Source organism: Butyrivibrio sp. AE3003 (genome assembly GCF_000686065.1).
GTDB lineage: Bacteria > Bacillota > Clostridia > Lachnospirales > Lachnospiraceae > Butyrivibrio > Butyrivibrio hungatei_A.
In genome coordinates, this window is sequence record NZ_JMLX01000001.1 from 711,905 (window position 1) to 728,528 (window position 16,624).

A 16,624-nucleotide genomic window follows, 5' to 3' on the forward strand; every position below is an offset into this window, starting at 1 on the left:
CCTTTCAAAACGTCATTTCATGCCGCGCGCGACATTCCTCTATTATAATGCTTTTTTGATCGCTTGTAAAAGGTCATTGTACTCTTCAAACGCAGGAAGATCGGGATAATCTGCTTTGATCTTATCTGTAGAGCGGAAGAGGAAGCCAGCTTTTGATGCCTGGATCATTCCAAGATCGTTGTAGCTGTCGCCGCTTGCGATTGTGTCATAGCCGATTGACTGAAGAGCTTTAACGGTTGTGAGCTTGGAATTTTCAATCCTCATCTTAAAGCCTGTGATCTCACCGCTTTCTGCAACTTCAAGGGAATTGCAGAAGATTGTGGGCCATCCGAGCTTCTCCATGAGAGGAGTTGCAAACTGTGTGAAAGTATCACTGATGATGATCACCTGAGTTGTCTTTCTGAGTTCGTCGAGGAACTCTTTTGCTCCCGGAAGCGGATTGATCTTAGTGATTGTGTCCTGAATCTCTTTAAGTCCGAGACCATGCTCTTTAAGGATTCCGATTCTCCATTTCATAAGCTTATCGTAATCGGGCTCGTCTCTTGTTGTTCTCTTAAGTTCAGGGATTCCGCTTGCCTCGGCAAATGCGATCCAGATTTCGGGAACGAGCACGCCTTCAAGGTCTAAACAAACAATATTCATTATTTTATGCTCCTATTTCGTATTTTTTCTTTGACGATTTTAACACATTAAAGCGATACAGACAATGTTTTGTTGGACAAATCTCACATTAGGATTAATATTAATTATAAGAGGTAAGAGATTATGGCAAATCTTATAAATTATATTAAATGGCGCGGGGATCTTGATTTTGAGCAGTCGCCCTTTAATGAGGTGGACAATCTTGCACTTTCGCTTCTTATATACAATGACTTAAACGGGATTGTTCCCGATTCGGAAAACGGCGGTAAGATTTCGGTCAAAAAAGCCGCCGACATATATTTTAGTACGCATCCTATCGATGGACTTTCGAGAGTCGATTTTGATTGGGTGCTACTTTACATGGCAAAGAGTAAAAGGTTTGGGGAACTGACACTTTCTGATTATCTTGATGTCAACGATATGGACAAAGACATGCTCATAACGGCAATGACAATTCATTTCCCGGATGGAAGCCTGTTTGTCTCATTTCGCGGAACAACAATGGATATCGATGACTGGAGGATGGACTTTAAGATAAGTTTTGAAGAGATCATGGCGCAAAAAGAAGCTGTGAACTATCTTAGATATATTTTGTCCAAGTACGCGGGCGATGTTTACGTTGGAGGACATTCAAAGGGCGGAAATCTGGCTATATATTCCGCGATGAATCTTCCGAATATAGTTCAGCCAAGGATCAAGCATGTTTACAGTAACGACGGCCCCGGAATCTGTCCTGAGCTTCTTAATGAAAAGAAATTTGCAAACGTAAAGTGGAAGCTTACGCATATTGTGCCTACGTACAGTATCGTGGGAATGCTCTTTGAACTTGATGTTCCGCACAAGATAGTTGCAAGTGACGGAGAGAGAATGCTTCAGCACTCGGGAATGACCTGGAAAGTTGCGGGCGATCATTTTGTTACCAAGAAACATCTGACAGAGGAGAGCTCTGCGCTAAACAGGGTCATCGATGATTGGATAGAAAACGCGACAATGGAGCAGCGAGAGGCGTTTACAAGGGATATCTTTGATGCAATGAAGGCCGGAGGAGCGGTTTCTTTATATGACATCTCAAAGGGCGGTTTCCATGATTTTGGAACAATCCTTCTTTCGGCGGCTCAGTCGGAGAGTAAGACCAAGATCATTCTTGGAAAGTTCTTCGGATCGCTGTGGCGTGAATTTGAGAAAATAAGGGTTATGGAGGCACTTAAGACTCAGCAGGGTCTTATTGATGCGTTTCTAATACTACTTGGAATTGTGTTCCTTGCTATCCCTAAGGCTATCTACAATATGATAGGCGGCGCCGTTGCGCTTACGTGCGCATTGTTTAGCGCTTCGAGAATAATAAAGGCGGGAATGCGCGATGAGAAGGCATTTATCAAGCGCGGACGAATGCTTTTTCATATACTTGTCATGAGTTTCATGGTATTTATTGTATCGAACATCGAGCGCATTCCGAAGTGGACGAACGTGTTTATTTCAATTGTCTTTTTCACCATGGCGTCAGCCAGCGTTCAGTACGTTATCAAGCATAAAAAGACAATAAAACGCGCTGGAAGATTCTGGATGATCCTTATTGCTGTAGTCAACATCAATATCGGAATCATCTCACTTGCCACGCCGCAAAGGTTAACTTCTGTCAAGTCTCTTACGGTCGGAAGCTATCTGGTACTTATCGGAATCGTGAGACTGCTCATTCAGATTTTGTCGAAAAGACCTTCATCAAAGGACAATGGATACTCCTACGAAGATGATGACTGAGAGATTTATACTGACGCAAAAGTACCACCACCGGGAGTCTACCGCAGTGATGGTACTTTTATTATTGGTTTAAGGGAGGTTATTTAGCAGGTTTATTTATCTTTGTAAGATATATCGGAGAAAAAAGATTACCCTTTAGAGGTTTATATTTATTTGATAGATTGTTTATAAATGGGTTAGGCACAACACAAAAACGCCGGTCGCACAATGCGACCGGCGAAAATTTTTATTTAGATCAAACGTTAAGTTCTGAACCTGTAAGGAGCTTGTAAGCTTCAAGGTATTTAGCGATTGTCTTGTCGATTACGTCCTGAGGAAGGTTGTAATCGCACTCAGGATTAGCCTTTAAGTAGTCACGAACGAACTGCTTGTCGAATGAAGGCTGACCATGTCCGGGCTCATAACCTTCAACGGGCCAGAAACGTGAGCTGTCAGGTGTGAGCATCTCGTCTGCAAGAACAACTTCGCCGTTCTCATCGATACCGAACTCAAACTTTGTGTCTGCTATGATGATTCCGCGAGTGAGAGCGTAGTCTGCACATTTCTTGTAAAGAGCGATTGTGTAATCCTTGATCTTTGTTGCGTACTCAAGGCCCTTTCCGGGGAATGCCTTCTCGAGAACTTCTACGCTGCGGTCGAAGTCGATGTTCTCATCGTGATCACCGATTTCAGCCTTTGTGCTGGGAGTGTAGATGGGTTCAGGGAGCTTGTCGCACTCTTTGAGACCTTCGGGAAGCTTGATTCCGCATACAGTTCCGTTTTCCTTGTAGCTGTTCCAGCCACTTCCTGTGATATATCCACGAACGATGCACTCAACGGGAACCATGTTGAGCTTTTTGCAAAGCATGCTGTTTCCTTTAAATTCCTCGCTTCTGAAAAATTCAGGCATATCGTTTGTATCAACGCTTACCATGTGGTTGTTTACGATGTCCTTGGTATAATCAAACCAGAACTTTGACATCTGGGTCAACACAGCACCCTTCTTGGTAACTTTGTTCTTGAGAATTACGTCGAAAGCGGAGATTCTGTCTGTTGCAACCATGATAAGGTTCTCTCCGATATCGTAAATTTCTCTTACTTTTCCTTCTTTTACGGGACTAAATGTCTGCATGCTTATGCTCCTCCTAATATAAATGCTTTAATCAGTCGTCTTCCTCTTCTTCGGCAACTGTATTATAAACTGTACGTTTTCTGGCCATCTCATCACTTTCAAGATATTCGTCATAAGTAGAACGCTTGTCGACAAGTGATCCGTCGGGGAGAATTTCCATTATTCTATTTGCTGTTGTCTGAACAACCTGATGGTCACGGCAAGCGAAAAGTTCTACGCCGGGGAATTTGATCATTCCGTCGTTGAGAGCGGAGATTGATTCCATATCAAGGTGGTTTGTAGGCTCGTCGAAGATAAGGCAGTTTGCGCCGCTTATCATCATCTTTGAAAGGAGACAGCGAACTTTTTCTCCTCCTGAAAGAACCTTAACCTTCTTGACACCGTCTTCACCTGCAAAGAGCATTCTTCCAAGGAATCCTCTTACGTAAGTTGCGTCCTTTATCTCAGAATAGCCTGTAAGCCACTCGGTAATGTTGTAGTCATTATCAAATTCTTTTGTATTATCCTTGGGGAAGTAAGCCTGTGAAGTTGTTACACCCCATTTGTATGTTCCCTCGTCGGGCTCAAGTTCGCCTGTAAGGATCTGGAAGAGAGTAGTCTTTGCGAGCTCGTTTCCGCCTACAAAAGCAATCTTGTCGTCGTGCTGTACGACGAATGAAATGTTGTCGAGAATCTTCTCGCCGTTTATTGTCTTTGAAATTCCTGAAACGGTAAGAACTTCGTTACCGATCTCACGCTCGGGTCTAAAGTCGATGTAAGGATACTTTCTGCTTGAAGGCTTGATAGTATCGAGCTCAATCTTCTCAAGAGCTTTCTTTCTTGATGTAGCCTGCTTTGATTTACTTGCATTAGCAGAGAAACGTGCGATGAACTCTTTAAGTTCCTTGATCTGTTCCTCTTTTTTCTTGTTTGCTTCCTTCATCTGGCGGATCATGAGCTGAGATGACTCGTACCAGAAGTCGTAGTTACCGGCATAGAGCTGAATCTTGCCGTAGTCTATATCAGCAATGTAAGTGCAGACTTTATTGAGGAAGTAACGGTCGTGAGATACGACAATGACCGTATTCTCGAAGTTGATAAGGAATTCCTCAAGCCATGCGATAGCATCGAGATCCAAGTGGTTGGTAGGCTCGTCGAGAAGCAGGATATCGGGGTTACCAAAAAGAGCTCTTGCAAGAAGAACCTTGACCTTCTGATTACCGTCAAGTTCTTTCATGAGCTTGTAGTGATTTTCAGTTTCGATACCAAGTCCGTTAAGAAGGCTTTCTGCGTCTGATTCAGCTTCCCATCCGTTCATTTCTGCAAACTCAGCTTCGAGTTCACTTGCGCGGATTCCGTCCTCGTCAGTGAAATCTTCCTTTGCATAAATGGCGTCTTTTTCATTCTTAATCTCAAAAAGACGGGCATTTCCCGAAATAACGGTATCAAGAACTACATTGTCGTCATATTTAAAGTGATCCTGTTCAAGGAAAGACAAACGCTGGCCGTCTGTGATAACGACATCGCCGTTTGTTGTCTCAATCTGACCTGATAAGATCTTCAAAAAGGTAGATTTTCCGGCGCCGTTTGCACCGATGATTCCGTAGCAGTTTCCTTCGGTAAATTTGATATTTACGTCTTCGAAAAGAGCTTTTTTACCAACTCTCAGTGTTACGTTATTAGCACTTATCATTAAAAATAGCCTCGCTTATTAATATAGAAATAGTCTTTGCAACATTTCGTATTATAGGAGAAACTCCTGTAAAATGCAATAAGGACAAAAAATGAGAAGCCCATATATCAAAATATGGGCAGTTAAAAGCAGGGTGATGAATTATATTTTCAAATATAGCCGGATTAAGCAGAAAAGCTTGCGCGATATTCACTTGGCGACATATTCTTTTGCTCCTTAAAAACCCTGTTAAAAGAGGATATACTTTGAAAGCCTGACAGCATGGCAATTTCTGTCAGTGACATGCCGTCATTTGACATAAGCTCCGCGGCTTTTTCGACTCGTATAAGATTCAACCACTTATTATAATTAAGGCCGGTTATTTCTTTAAAAATACGTGAGAAATAATCTTTGCTTATTCCGGCTTTTTTTGCCATTTCTGATTGTGTTAGGTTGTCATCTGTGAGATTATTTTTTATATAGTCCGTTACCTTTACCATTTTGAAAAACAGTTCGTCTGTGACGGAAGTATAATAGTTATCGGTAAGTTCACCGCTGAGTTCCTGCTTGTGATCGTCAAGAAGCATCATAAAATCAAAAAGGAGCTTGGTACACAGAATTTCTTTGTTGTTTTTGTTCGATCTGAAGGTATCGCGCATCTTATGCGCAATCTCACCAAGTTTAAGGGCAAGTTCCCTGTGATTGTTTATGCAGATAACGTGAAGATTGTGATAGTAGTGGATGATACGTTTAAAGTCAAAAACGGCATCTGCTATCGCATTACTAAACTGCAGGATGATTGAGCATGTTCTGTCGGCATCAACAATCTCGTGAATTTCCATAGGCCATATAAGCACGATATCACCTTCAACCAGGTTATATATTTTTTGACCGATCTTATATACATTTTTTTCACCGGGTCCAACGAGGATGATTTCACCAAAAGAGTGCCAGTGTGACGGAAACGTTCTTTCTTCCGAACCGGTAGCCAGATTAAATGCGTGGGTAGTTTGAAAAGGAAAAGTCTCATATTGACTTGGATCCATGTTCGCACCTCCGTTTTTAATAAATTAAGTAATAGAATAATTTTATATGAATCTTATATAGAAAGGAATGGAAAAAAAATGGACAATTTTACCTTTTATTCTCCCACATATTTTGTTTTTGGAAAAGACACTGAGAACACAGCCGGCGAGTATGTGAAAAAATTTGGCGGAAGCAAAGTCCTCATTCATTACGGCGGGGGCAGTGTAGTGCGTTCCGGACTTCTTGACAGGGTAAAAAAATCTCTCGAAAAAGAGGGCATTTCTTATAAGGAACTCGGAGGTGTAAAGCCAAATCCAAGGAGCGGCCTTGTATATGAAGGAATAAAGCTCTGCAAGGAAGAAAAAATAGATTTTGTTCTCGCTGTAGGAGGCGGAAGTACGATAGATTCTTCAAAAGCAATCGCGGCAGGAACATTGTATGACGGCGATTTCTGGGATTTCTATCAGGGAAAAGAAAGAATTAAAGAGGCTCTTCCTGTAGGAACAATCCTTACGATCGCTGCAGCCGGAAGTGAAGGAAGTCCCGATTCCGTAATAACAAAAGAAGAGGGAATGTTTAAAAGAGGCGTGGGTTCCGATGCGCTCAGACCTAAATTCAGTATTTTGAACCCTGCACTTACACAAACTCTTCCCGCATATCAGACGGCTGCCGGTGTGACAGATATCATGGCACATCTTTATGAGAGATATCTTACCAATACCAAGGATGTTGAAGTTACGGACAGAATGATCGAGGCGCTCCTTCTTACAATGAAGCATGAGGCTCCGAGAGTAATAGAAGATCCCAATAACTATGAGGCAAGAGCGAATATTATGTGGGCAGGAATGATGGCTCACAACAATTCTTGTGGTGTGGGAAGAAGTCAGGACTGGAACAGCCACAATATTGAACATGAGCTCTCTGCGGTTTATGACTGTGCGCACGGTGCGGGACTTGCGGTTACCATGCCTGCGGTATTCAGCTATGTTATGAATCACGACGTTATGAGATTTGCAAAGGTTGCAACAAGAGTATGGGGCTGCCAGATGGACTTCGATCATCCCGAAGTTACTGCAAAAGAGGGAATCGAAGCATTTAGAAACTTCCTTATTTCTATCGGAATGCCAAAGAACTTTGAAGAGCTTGGCGCAAAAGAAGAGGATATCCCTAAGCTCGTTGAGGTACTTTGCAGAGGAGACGGAAGAAACGGAACAATTAGCGGTTTCGTGACTCTAAATGAAGATGATTGCACGAAGATTTACAAGATGATGGTATAAAAAAGCTTATATTTAGGCGTGTTTATGGCAGAAGACTGTTGCATATCGGCAGTCTTCTGCTTTCTTTATGATAATTCTTCATATATAATATAATGTACAAAAAATGGGGATATGGAGATACACTATGAAACTAAACTATAAGAGAACGGTACTTATCGGCTTTGCCTTTCTTTCAATCTGCGCATTCTGGCAGTTTTATGACAATGAGATTCCTAAGATATTGAAATACAGCTTTGGACTTGGCGAAACCGCGACCGGCATTGTAATGGCACTTGATAATGTATTTGCACTTTTTCTTTTACCGCTGTTTGGAAATCTGTCGGATCACACGGACAGTAAGATAGGAAAAAGAATGCCGTATATCCTTGTGGGAACGGCATTGTCGGTAGTTCTTTTGTATGCGCTCATTGCTGTTGCGAGAAAGAGCGGAAACCTTCTTTTATTTATGTTTGGACTTCTCTTTATTTTGTTTGCTATGGGAATATACAGATCACCGGCTGTTTCGCTTATGCCGGATCTTACGCCTGCGCCGCTTAGAAGTGCGGGAAATGCGATAATAAATCTTATGGGAACAGTCGGCGGTATTTTTGTTCTTATCATGACCAAGGTTTTGTTAAAAGAGGCGGAGGATCCGGCGAAAACGGATTACATGCCTTTTATCATTAGCATTATTATCTGCATGGTTGTGTCCGTAGTAATATTATTTTTTACCATAAATGAAAAGAAAATAAAAAAAGAAGTAGAAGAACAGGGAGGCCTTAAGTCTTTCGGAGAGGCTTTCGATGAGAAAACTTCGGAAGATGGCGAAGGTATTTCCGGGGAAGAAACAAATGGTAAGATGCCTGCTGAGGTGAGAAGAAGTCTCATTTTTCTTCTGATCTCGGTATTTTTCTGGTTTACGGCTTACAATGCGGTGACTACGGCGTTTTCGCGTTTTGTGGGCGTTGTGTGGGATCTTCACAACAATGATTACGCTACATGCCTTCTTGTTGCCACTGTTGCGGCTACACTCAGTTATATTCCCATTGCATATATATCAGGAAAGATAGGCAGAAAAAAGACTATTCTTTGCGGAATTGTTTTTATGGCTGCAAGCTACATTATTACAGGACTTTACCCGCATTTTTCAGCTTCTATAAATATCTTTTTTGCAATTGTCGGAATAGGCTGGGCTGCGATCAACGTAAACTCTTATCCGATGGTTGTTGAGATGTGTAAAGCGGGAGAGATAGGTAAGTACACGGGAACATATTATACGTTCTCAATGGCTGCTCAGGTGTTTACACCTGTATTCTCGGGATATCTGCTTGAGCATATATCATATAAGACGTTATTCCCTTATGCATTTATCTTTTCAGTTTTGGCATTTTTGACAATGCTTTTGGTCAAACACGGCGATGCGAGACCCGATATGAAGGGTAATATACTCGAGAATTTCGACGTTGATGATTAAAATTATATGAAATTAATGTCGATTAACGCATTTAATTGTTGCGAATTAAACAATTAGGAAGTAAAATATGTAGCAGACGTGTTAAAAAATTATCAGTAGGAAGTGGATTAATGCTTTTTATTAGGGTTTTGTGCGAAATAGCACCTATAATGGTCGTTCTTTATTTGCTGATGATCATGCCGAGGATAGTACATAAACCTGACAGATTACCTCATTTAGGTGTGCGTTATGCGCATCGTGGACTTCATGACAATTCATCGGATGCACCGGAAAACACTATGGCGGCCTTTAAGAAGGCAGTGGATGCCGGCTACGGGATTGAGTGTGATGTTCAGCTTACCAAGGATGGTGTTCCGGTTATTTTTCATGATTTTACTCTTGCCAGAGTGGCGAGATATTCAGAGGGTGAGATTCCCGAAGATGCAGTGAAGAATAAGGACGGGAGCTTCGGAGTTAAGGGTAAGGTAATTGACTATACATATGAAGAGCTTCAAAGGTTTCATATTCTTGATTCTGTTGAGAAAATCCCCAAATTCGAAGATTTTTTGGCGCTTGTAGACGGTAAAGTTCCGCTTATTGTGGAGCTTAAGATCGAATTTAAAAATTGTACTGTTTGTTCGAAAGCGGATGCGCTTCTTTCATCTTATAAAGGAGTTTATTGCATTGAGTCCTTCAATCCGCTCGGTTTGCTTTGGTATAGAAAGCATAAACCGCAGATCATGAGAGGACAGCTCTCCGATGAGTTTCATAAGGAGTCGCCTTCGGAATTTAACAGCTTTCTTTACTTCGCGCTCACGAATCTTTTTCTGAATTTTTTAACAAGACCCGATTTTATATCATACAATCACAAATATCCGGGTAACCTGTCATTATGGCTGTGCAGGCACCTGTATAAAAATGTCACAGCTGCATGGACTATTAAGAGCGAAGAGGAGCTTGCAAGGGCAGAGCAGAATTTTGACATTTATATATTTGACAGTTTTGTTCCTGTAAAGGGGCCAAAAGTGTAATATTCAGAGGTTTTTTATTTAGAGGTTTTATATTTTATTAAATCGGTAATTATCCGCGTTTTTATTTCACGGTAGTGGTTTCCGCGGTAGTTATAAAAAAGAAATACATGAAAGGTACCGGTTTTTAATAGTACCGGTAAGAAAGGTATGACAAAAATGGCGAACAAGTGGGTTTATATGTTCAATGAAGGTAACATGACAATGCGTAACCTTCTCGGTGGTAAGGGTGCCAACCTTGCTGAGATGACAAGTATTGGTCTTCCTGTACCTCAGGGATTCACAATCACAACAGAGGCATGTACACAGTACTATGAGGATGGCCGTAAGATTAACGACGAGATCATGGCTCAGGCTATGGAAGGCGTTAAGAAGATGGAAGAGATCAACGGAAAGAAATTCGGTGACCTTCAGAATCCTCTTCTTGTTTCTGTTCGTTCAGGAGCTCGTGCTTCTATGCCCGGTATGATGGATACAATCCTCAACCTCGGTCTTAATGATGAAGTAGTTGCAGCAATGATCAAGGGTAATCCTGATCCTGCATTCGAGCGTTTTGTATATGATTCATATCGTCGTTTCATCCAGATGTTCTCTGACGTAGTTATGGAGGTTGGTAAGAAGTACTTCGAGCAGCTTATCGACCAGATGAAAGAGAAGAAGGGTGTTAAGTTTGACGTTGACCTCACAGCAGCTGACCTTAAGGAGCTCGCTGAGCAGTTCAAGGCTGAGTATAAGAAACAGCTTGGCAAGGACTTCCCTTCAGATCCTGTAGAGCAGCTTAAGCTTGCTATCGAGGCTGTATTCCGTTCATGGGATAACCCTCGTGCTAACGTATATCGTCGTGATAACGATATCCCTTACTCATGGGGAACAGCTGTTAACGTAATGCCTATGGTATTCGGTAACCTTAACAATGAGTCCGGTACAGGTGTTGCATTCACTCGTGACCCTGCTACAGGTGAGAATAAGCTTATGGGTGAGTTCCTTATCAACGCACAGGGTGAGGACGTAGTTGCAGGTGTTCGTACACCTATGCCTATCGCTCAGATGGAGAAGGAGTTCCCTGAGGCATACGCTGAGTTCATCAAAGTATGTGATACTCTTGAGAACCACTATCATGACATGCAGGATATGGAGTTCACTGTTGAGAACAAGAAGCTCTATATGCTTCAGTGCCGTAACGGTAAGAGAACAGCTCCTGCTGCTCTTAAGATCGCTTGCGACCTCGTTGATGAAGGACACAAGACTCCTGAAGAAGCAGTTGCTATGATCGATCCTCGTAACCTTGATACACTTCTTCACCCTCAGTTCGATGCTGCTGCTCTTAAGGCTGCAACACCTATCGGAAAGGGTCTTGGTGCATCTCCCGGAGCTGCTTGCGGTAAGGTTGTATTCACAGCTGATGACGCAGTAGAATGGGCTGCAAGAGGCGAGAAGGTTGTTCTTGTTCGTCTTGAGACATCTCCTGAGGATATCACAGGTATGAAGGCTGCTCAGGGTATCCTTACAGTTCGTGGTGGTATGACATCACACGCTGCCGTAGTTGCTCGTGGAATGGGTGAGTGCTGCGTATCAGGTTGCGGTGACATCAACATGGACGAAGAAAACAAGAAGTTCACTCTTGGCGGAAAAAACATTCACAGAGGGAGACTTCATTTCAATCGATGGTACAACAGGTAACATCTACGAAGGACAGATTGCTACAGTAGACGCTCAGATCGCCGGTGAGTTCGGACGTATCATGGCTTGGGCTGACCAGTTCAGAAAGCTTAAGGTTCGTACAAATGCTGATACACCTGCTGATGCTAAGAAGGCTAGAGAACTTGGTGCTGAGGGTATCGGTCTTTGCCGTACAGAGCACATGTTCTTCGAGGAAGACAGAATTGCTGCATTCCGTGAGATGATCTGTTCAGATACAGTAGAAGAGAGAGAAGCTGCACTTGATAAGATTCTTCCTTATCAGCAGAACGACTTCAAAGCTCTTTATGAGGCACTTGAAGGAAATCCTGTTACAATCAGATTTCTTGATCCTCCGCTTCACGAGTTCGTTCCTACAACAGAGGACGAGATCAAGAAGCTTGCAGATGCTAAGGGCAAGAGCGTAGAAGATATCAAGGCTATCATCAATTCTCTTCACGAGTTCAACCCTATGATGGGTCACAGAGGATGTCGTCTTGCAGTTACATATCCTGAAATTGCTAAGATGCAGACTAAGGCTGTTATCCGTGCTGCTCTTGAAGTACAGAAGGCACACGCTGATTGGAACGTTAAGCCTGAGATCATGATTCCTCTTGTTTGCGAAGTTAAGGAGCTTAAGAACGTTAAGAAGGTAGTAGTAGAGACAGCTGACGCTGAGATCGCTGCTGCAGGCGCTAAGCTTGAGTACGAAGTTGGTACAATGATTGAGATCCCCAGAGCTGCTCTTACAGCTGACGAAATCGCTAAGGAAGCTGACTTCTTCTGCTTCGGTACAAACGATCTTACACAGATGACATTCGGATTCTCTCGTGATGACGCTGGTAAGTTCCTTGATGCTTACTATGATGCTAAGATCTTCGAGAACGATCCTTTCGCTAAGCTTGACCAGACTGGTGTTGGTAAGCTTATGGAGATGTCACTTAAGCTTGGTAAGCCCGTAAATCCCAGTCTCCACGTTGGTATCTGTGGTGAGCACGGTGGTGATCCTTCATCAGTTGAGTTCTGCCACAAGATCGGTCTTGACTATGTATCATGCTCACCTTTCCGTGTACCTGTTGCAAGACTTGCTGCTGCACAGGCTGCTATCGCTGAGAAGAGCGCATGCTGCGGTTCAAAGAACATCGTAGATGACGAGACAAAGGAAAAGCTCAAGGATGCTGCTGAGAAGGCTACAGTTATTGCTAAGGAACTTGCTGAGACATCAGCTGAGGTTGCTAAGGCAGGACTTGCTGGACTTAAGGCTGGACTTGAGGAAGCTAAGAAAGTTTACAATAGCTCAAAGAAGAACTGATAATGATTATCAGATAAGATTCTAAAAGAAAAGAGCTTCACACATTTGTGTGAGGCTCTTTTTTAGAAGTGAAATATTTAAATTATTCAGCTATTTTTTCTGCGCTTAATAATTCTGAGTCATAGTTATCGGCTTCAAGTCCCGATCCTGTGAAAGTTATAATATAACCGTCTTTGATAAGACAGATACATCTCTGGTACAGAACTGTGCCGTTTATTTTTGCATTAAGTACAAGTGAAGGATGATCTTCGCCTAAGAACTTAACTGTCTCCATCTCGGCAGTTACATCTGTTAATCCCTGAGCTTCAAGAGCTGAAATTGAAGGCTCTTTCTGAGATTCCATAATTGACTGCTCATTTGCAAGTGCTCCTGCAAGTGAACCTACACTCTGAAGAACAACATTAAGTGTTTTGCCTGTTGTTCCGTCAACAGCGTAAGTTACTACCATAATACTACCGCTGTCGAGAGCTTTCTTTGCAGCTTTGTTATCTTTGAATGCATCAAGATCTGTTATTGTGCTGTTTAATGTCTGAAGCTCTTCAGCATTTGCAAATTTGTAGTTATCGCCTAAAGAAAACTTAACCCCAAAAAACTTGTTTTCATATGTGGTTCCGTTTACAACACCTGAAATGTTTTCGCCGGAATCACTTGCGTCAGAGCTTTCTGAAGATGTGCTTTCTGCAGCGTTTTCGTTTGAAGAATCAGAAGGTGCTGCTTCAGCGGATGCTTCGCTTTCTGCATTGTTGTTTGTTGCAGGCTCAACTTTCTGAGCTCCGCAAGCAACAGAGCTTGTTGCTAATGCAAGTGCGAACATTGTTGCCAATAATTTCTTTTTCATAACTTTTCTCTCCTAAATTTAAAATAAAAACTCGTTTCATTCTAGCACATAATATTTGAAAATGCTATTAAAAAATTAACTGTTTTATCGTTTGCGTAATAAACACAGATTTGAACTGGGTTTATAAGGGGAGATTAATTAGTTCTTGAGCGGTAAATGTAATAATGATAAAATTGTTATAAGAAATAGATAATTGATAGTGCATTGCAGGCCGATATTCCATGACCGGTTGGGAGATGTGACATCTATGGATGCTCAGGAACTTGATTTAGAACTTGATCTTGAAAATGAAACGATGTCTTACTCCGGTCTCTCTTCGCTTAATAAGAGTGCGTTGGAGAGAGAACTAGAGATGTGCAAAAAATTAGGGGCTGACGCTGATAAGCTTCGGGCTCTTAATTTTAATGCACTTCAGCTTTCAGAGATACGAAAGGGTATCAATGATAAAGTTGATGTTGCAAAATATATGGATCCCAGAAAATCGTGGACTGAGATGGAAGAGCTCAGGATTGAAATGACTCAGAACATCGATATGAGTTCATACAGAGAACAGGGATTTGATGTTCAGCAGATTTCTCAGATAAGAAAGGGAATTGCTGCGGGAATTGATGTATCTGCATATGCAAAGAGGGAATACCTTGCGGATCAGATGAGAGAGCTCCGCATCGGCCTCAGCAGGGGAGAAGGTGTTCCTATCATTTTCTTTCAGGACCCGGCATTTGACAGCCTTCAAATGCGTGAGATCAGAAAAGGTCTCGAAGCGGGAATTGATATCTCTAAATACGCTTCTGTTGATATTCCTTACATGAAAATGAGAGCGATCAGAAAAAGTGCGGAAGACGGACTTTTCTTTGATGAGGCTCAGATACGCAGTTACAATGCGAGCATACTTGAAGAACTGCATGCCGCGTATAAGGATAATGTAGATATAAGTCAGTATGTAAGGGAAAAGTATGATGCGGAGCAGATTGAGCAGATAAGAATATGTCTTAAGGAAAAAATATCTATAGATAAATATATCAATCCGGATATGAGAAGCGATGCGATAAAAGAAATCAGGATAGGCCTTGAGAACGGCATCGACGTCGGAAGATATGCTGATGCGTCGTATGGCTGGCAACAGATGTATGAGATGCGCATAGGACTTGAGCATCAGATTGATATTACTCCATATACCAATCCTCTTTATCAGGCCGATCAGATGAGAGAGCTCAGACTCGGTATAGAAGACGGACTTGATATCAGCGCATTTTCATCGATGATGTACACTGCCCGTGATATGCGTCGCATAAGAGAACGCATATTGGGAGAGGGATATGGCTTTGTAGGGCACAGAGTACATGATGAAGAAGTGCTTGATAGGACTGACGGTGTTCCCAATGAAACTGTTCTTCTTAACTACATGCTTGAAAACAGGGATGAGTTTCTGTCGTTTACTTCCGATGAGATGATATGCTGGATTAAGCTTCCTGCGCGAAATGACGGCGCAGTATATACTGAAGATCTGATCATGAGCTTCCTTGTTCAGTGCAGAATAATGGCGGGAATCAACAAAGAAGCAATTTCAAATATGCTAAGTAACTTAAATCATAATGAGAAATATGTTGTTGCCGCAGGAAAAGCCGCTGTTAACGGAGTTGACGGCTATTATGAATTCTTGGTGGATATGGAGCAGGAGCAGGAGCCTGTGATATTGAATGACGGAACGGCGGATCTTTCGAATATCGAAGCAATCAAGCAGGTTAAGGCCGGCGATAAGATTGCAATATATCACAAGGCGAAAAAAGGAGAAGACGGATATAACGTATACGGAGAAGCTCTGCGGGCAAGAAACGGTAAAGAAATCCCAATCTTAAAAGGCGAGGGATTTATGATACTGAATGACAGGGTTACTTATGTTGCAAAATACTCCGGTGCCATCAGCATGGTCGACGGAGTGATAAATATCGAAAAGATTATGATACTTCCCGAAGTAAAGATAACCGATAATAAGATTGTTTATGACGGGGTTGTATATGTAACCGGAGATGTTCATTCCGGATGTGATATTAATGCGTCGGGAGACGTGATAATAGGCGGCCATATGGAAAGCTCTGAAATAGTTAGCGGAAGGAATGTTATCATTAAAGGGGGTGCGACATGTCCCATCAGAGGCTCGATAAAAGCAAAGGGAGATGTCTCGGCGAAATTCTTTGAGGGTGTAACGATAAGCGGAAAAAATATTTCCGCTAACTATTTCATAAACTGCAATGTCGTCGCGAGCGGACTTATCAGAACATATGGAAGAGTGGGAACTATATACGGAGGAAGTGTTCAGAGTCTTTTTGGAATTGAAACGGCGTCAGTCGGAAACAAAGCCGGTGCAAAGACCATTGTCACTCTTGGCGTAAACAATACCATACTTGCTGAGCTCAGCAATATCAACAAAGCAATAAGCAGAGAGGAAGAGGAACTTAACAGCCTTAAAGTGCAAAGAGACAGGCTTTCCGAGGATGCATCCGCCGACAGACAGAGGATGCAATGGAAGATCAAGGTTAATGCTGCGATAGGAATGAAGGAAGGCAAGATAAAAGACCTTGAAGCGAAAAAGAGTAAGGTCCAGGCTGAAATTGACAAAGGAAGCGAGGCAAGAGCAACAATTACCGAAGTTGCTTATTCCGGAACGGTGTTTGTCATTGACAGAATGGTACTTAGAATTGAGGAAGACAGAAAGACATATGATAAATTGACGATCAAAGCAAGCGCCGACAGAGACAGTATAGAAGTAATGTAAAACATGGTACAAAAATAATATCAAAAGCTTTAACTTTGCCAAAACACCAAATTAAGCAAAGTTAAGGCTTTTTTTTACATTGCATTATTAAAGTGGATT

General features: G+C 42.1%; 10 protein-coding genes and 1 pseudogene. 6 read left to right on the top strand and 5 right to left on the bottom strand.

Translation table 11 applies throughout. The features are described 5' to 3' along the window. Window positions 1-42 precede the first annotated feature (42 nt). Entirely contained in the window at window positions 43-642 is a 600-nt protein-coding gene (thrH, locus tag CD00_RS0103480) for a bifunctional phosphoserine phosphatase/homoserine phosphotransferase ThrH (RefSeq protein ID WP_026654656.1), read from the bottom strand. A gap of 123 nt (window positions 643-765) precedes the next feature. Here thrH and CD00_RS0103485 point away from each other — a divergent pair, with 123 nt between their 5' ends. Then, window positions 766-2,400 carry an Mbeg1-like protein gene (locus tag CD00_RS0103485; protein ID WP_026654657.1) on the top strand — a complete coding sequence of 545 codons (1,635 nt, stop codon included), beginning with the start codon at window positions 766-768 and terminating at the stop codon, window positions 2,398-2,400. 235 nt (window positions 2,401-2,635) lie between these two features. Here CD00_RS0103485 and CD00_RS0103490 read toward each other — a convergent pair whose 3' ends face one another. The 3 genes from CD00_RS0103490 to CD00_RS0103500 all read right to left on the bottom strand — a co-directional run bounded on the left by CD00_RS0103490 (window position 2,636) and on the right by CD00_RS0103500 (window position 6,208). After that, the gene (locus tag CD00_RS0103490; RefSeq protein ID WP_026654658.1) at window positions 2,636-3,511 is read right to left on the bottom strand and encodes a phosphoribosylaminoimidazolesuccinocarboxamide synthase; all 876 of its coding nucleotides are present in this window, start codon (window positions 3,509-3,511) and stop codon (window positions 2,636-2,638) included. Window positions 3,512-3,542: 31 nt separating this feature from the next. Next, window positions 3,543-5,183 (bottom strand): ABC-F family ATP-binding cassette domain-containing protein, encoded by a 1,641-nt coding sequence (locus CD00_RS0103495; RefSeq protein ID WP_026654659.1) that lies wholly within the window; start codon window positions 5,181-5,183, stop codon window positions 3,543-3,545. 164 nt (window positions 5,184-5,347) lie between these two features. Continuing rightward, on the bottom strand, window positions 5,348-6,208 hold the full coding sequence (locus CD00_RS0103500) for an AraC family transcriptional regulator (RefSeq protein WP_026654661.1): 861 nt from the start codon (window positions 6,206-6,208) through the stop codon (window positions 5,348-5,350). Window positions 6,209-6,286: 78 nt separating this feature from the next. Between CD00_RS0103500 and CD00_RS0103505 the strand changes: the two genes are divergently transcribed. The 4 genes and pseudogenes from CD00_RS0103505 (at window position 6,287) to ppdK (ending at window position 12,914) form a co-directional block, all read left to right on the top strand. Continuing rightward, a complete protein-coding gene (locus CD00_RS0103505) occupies window positions 6,287-7,465 on the top strand; it encodes an iron-containing alcohol dehydrogenase (RefSeq protein ID WP_026654662.1) in 1,179 nt (392 codons plus the stop codon). A 124-nt stretch (window positions 7,466-7,589) separates the two neighbouring features. Next, window positions 7,590-8,918, top strand: coding sequence for an MFS transporter (locus CD00_RS0103510; RefSeq protein ID WP_026654663.1), 1,329 nt, complete (start codon window positions 7,590-7,592; stop codon window positions 8,916-8,918). A gap of 110 nt (window positions 8,919-9,028) precedes the next feature. Next, entirely contained in the window at window positions 9,029-9,928 is a 900-nt protein-coding gene (locus CD00_RS0103515) for a glycerophosphodiester phosphodiesterase family protein (RefSeq protein WP_034461951.1), read from the top strand. Window positions 9,929-10,084: 156 nt separating this feature from the next. Next, a pseudogene (gene ppdK / locus CD00_RS21335) lies at window positions 10,085-12,914 on the top strand (pyruvate, phosphate dikinase). Window positions 12,915-12,996: 82 nt separating this feature from the next. Here the strand turns inward: ppdK and CD00_RS0103525 are convergent. Further along, complete coding sequence (locus CD00_RS0103525; protein ID WP_026654665.1) at window positions 12,997-13,752, bottom strand: hypothetical protein; 756 nt, start codon at window positions 13,750-13,752, stop codon at window positions 12,997-12,999. A 247-nt stretch (window positions 13,753-13,999) separates the two neighbouring features. Between CD00_RS0103525 and CD00_RS0103530 the strand changes: the two genes are divergently transcribed. Then, the gene (locus CD00_RS0103530; protein WP_026654670.1) at window positions 14,000-16,525 is read left to right on the top strand and encodes a DUF342 domain-containing protein; all 2,526 of its coding nucleotides are present in this window, start codon (window positions 14,000-14,002) and stop codon (window positions 16,523-16,525) included. Window positions 16,526-16,624 lie beyond the last annotated feature (99 nt).

Excerpts from the sequence above, each read along its gene's own strand:
- thrH (WP_026654656.1), bottom strand. The coding sequence starts at position 642 with ATGAATATTGTTTGTTTAGACCTTGAAGGCGTGCTCGTTCCCGAAATC.
- CD00_RS0103525 (WP_026654665.1), bottom strand. The coding sequence starts at position 13,752 with ATGAAAAAGAAATTATTGGCAACAATGTTCGCACTTGCATTAGCAACA.
- CD00_RS0103510 (WP_026654663.1), top strand. The coding sequence starts at position 7,590 with ATGAAACTAAACTATAAGAGAACGGTACTTATCGGCTTTGCCTTTCTT.
- CD00_RS0103505 (WP_026654662.1), top strand. The coding sequence starts at position 6,287 with ATGGACAATTTTACCTTTTATTCTCCCACATATTTTGTTTTTGGAAAA.
- CD00_RS0103485 (WP_026654657.1), top strand. The coding sequence starts at position 766 with ATGGCAAATCTTATAAATTATATTAAATGGCGCGGGGATCTTGATTTT.
- CD00_RS0103530 (WP_026654670.1), top strand. The coding sequence starts at position 14,000 with ATGGATGCTCAGGAACTTGATTTAGAACTTGATCTTGAAAATGAAACG.
- CD00_RS0103500 (WP_026654661.1), bottom strand. The coding sequence starts at position 6,208 with ATGGATCCAAGTCAATATGAGACTTTTCCTTTTCAAACTACCCACGCA.
- CD00_RS0103490 (WP_026654658.1), bottom strand. The coding sequence starts at position 3,511 with ATGCAGACATTTAGTCCCGTAAAAGAAGGAAAAGTAAGAGAAATTTAC.
- CD00_RS0103495 (WP_026654659.1), bottom strand. The coding sequence starts at position 5,183 with ATGATAAGTGCTAATAACGTAACACTGAGAGTTGGTAAAAAAGCTCTT.
- CD00_RS0103515 (WP_034461951.1), top strand. The coding sequence starts at position 9,029 with ATGCTTTTTATTAGGGTTTTGTGCGAAATAGCACCTATAATGGTCGTT.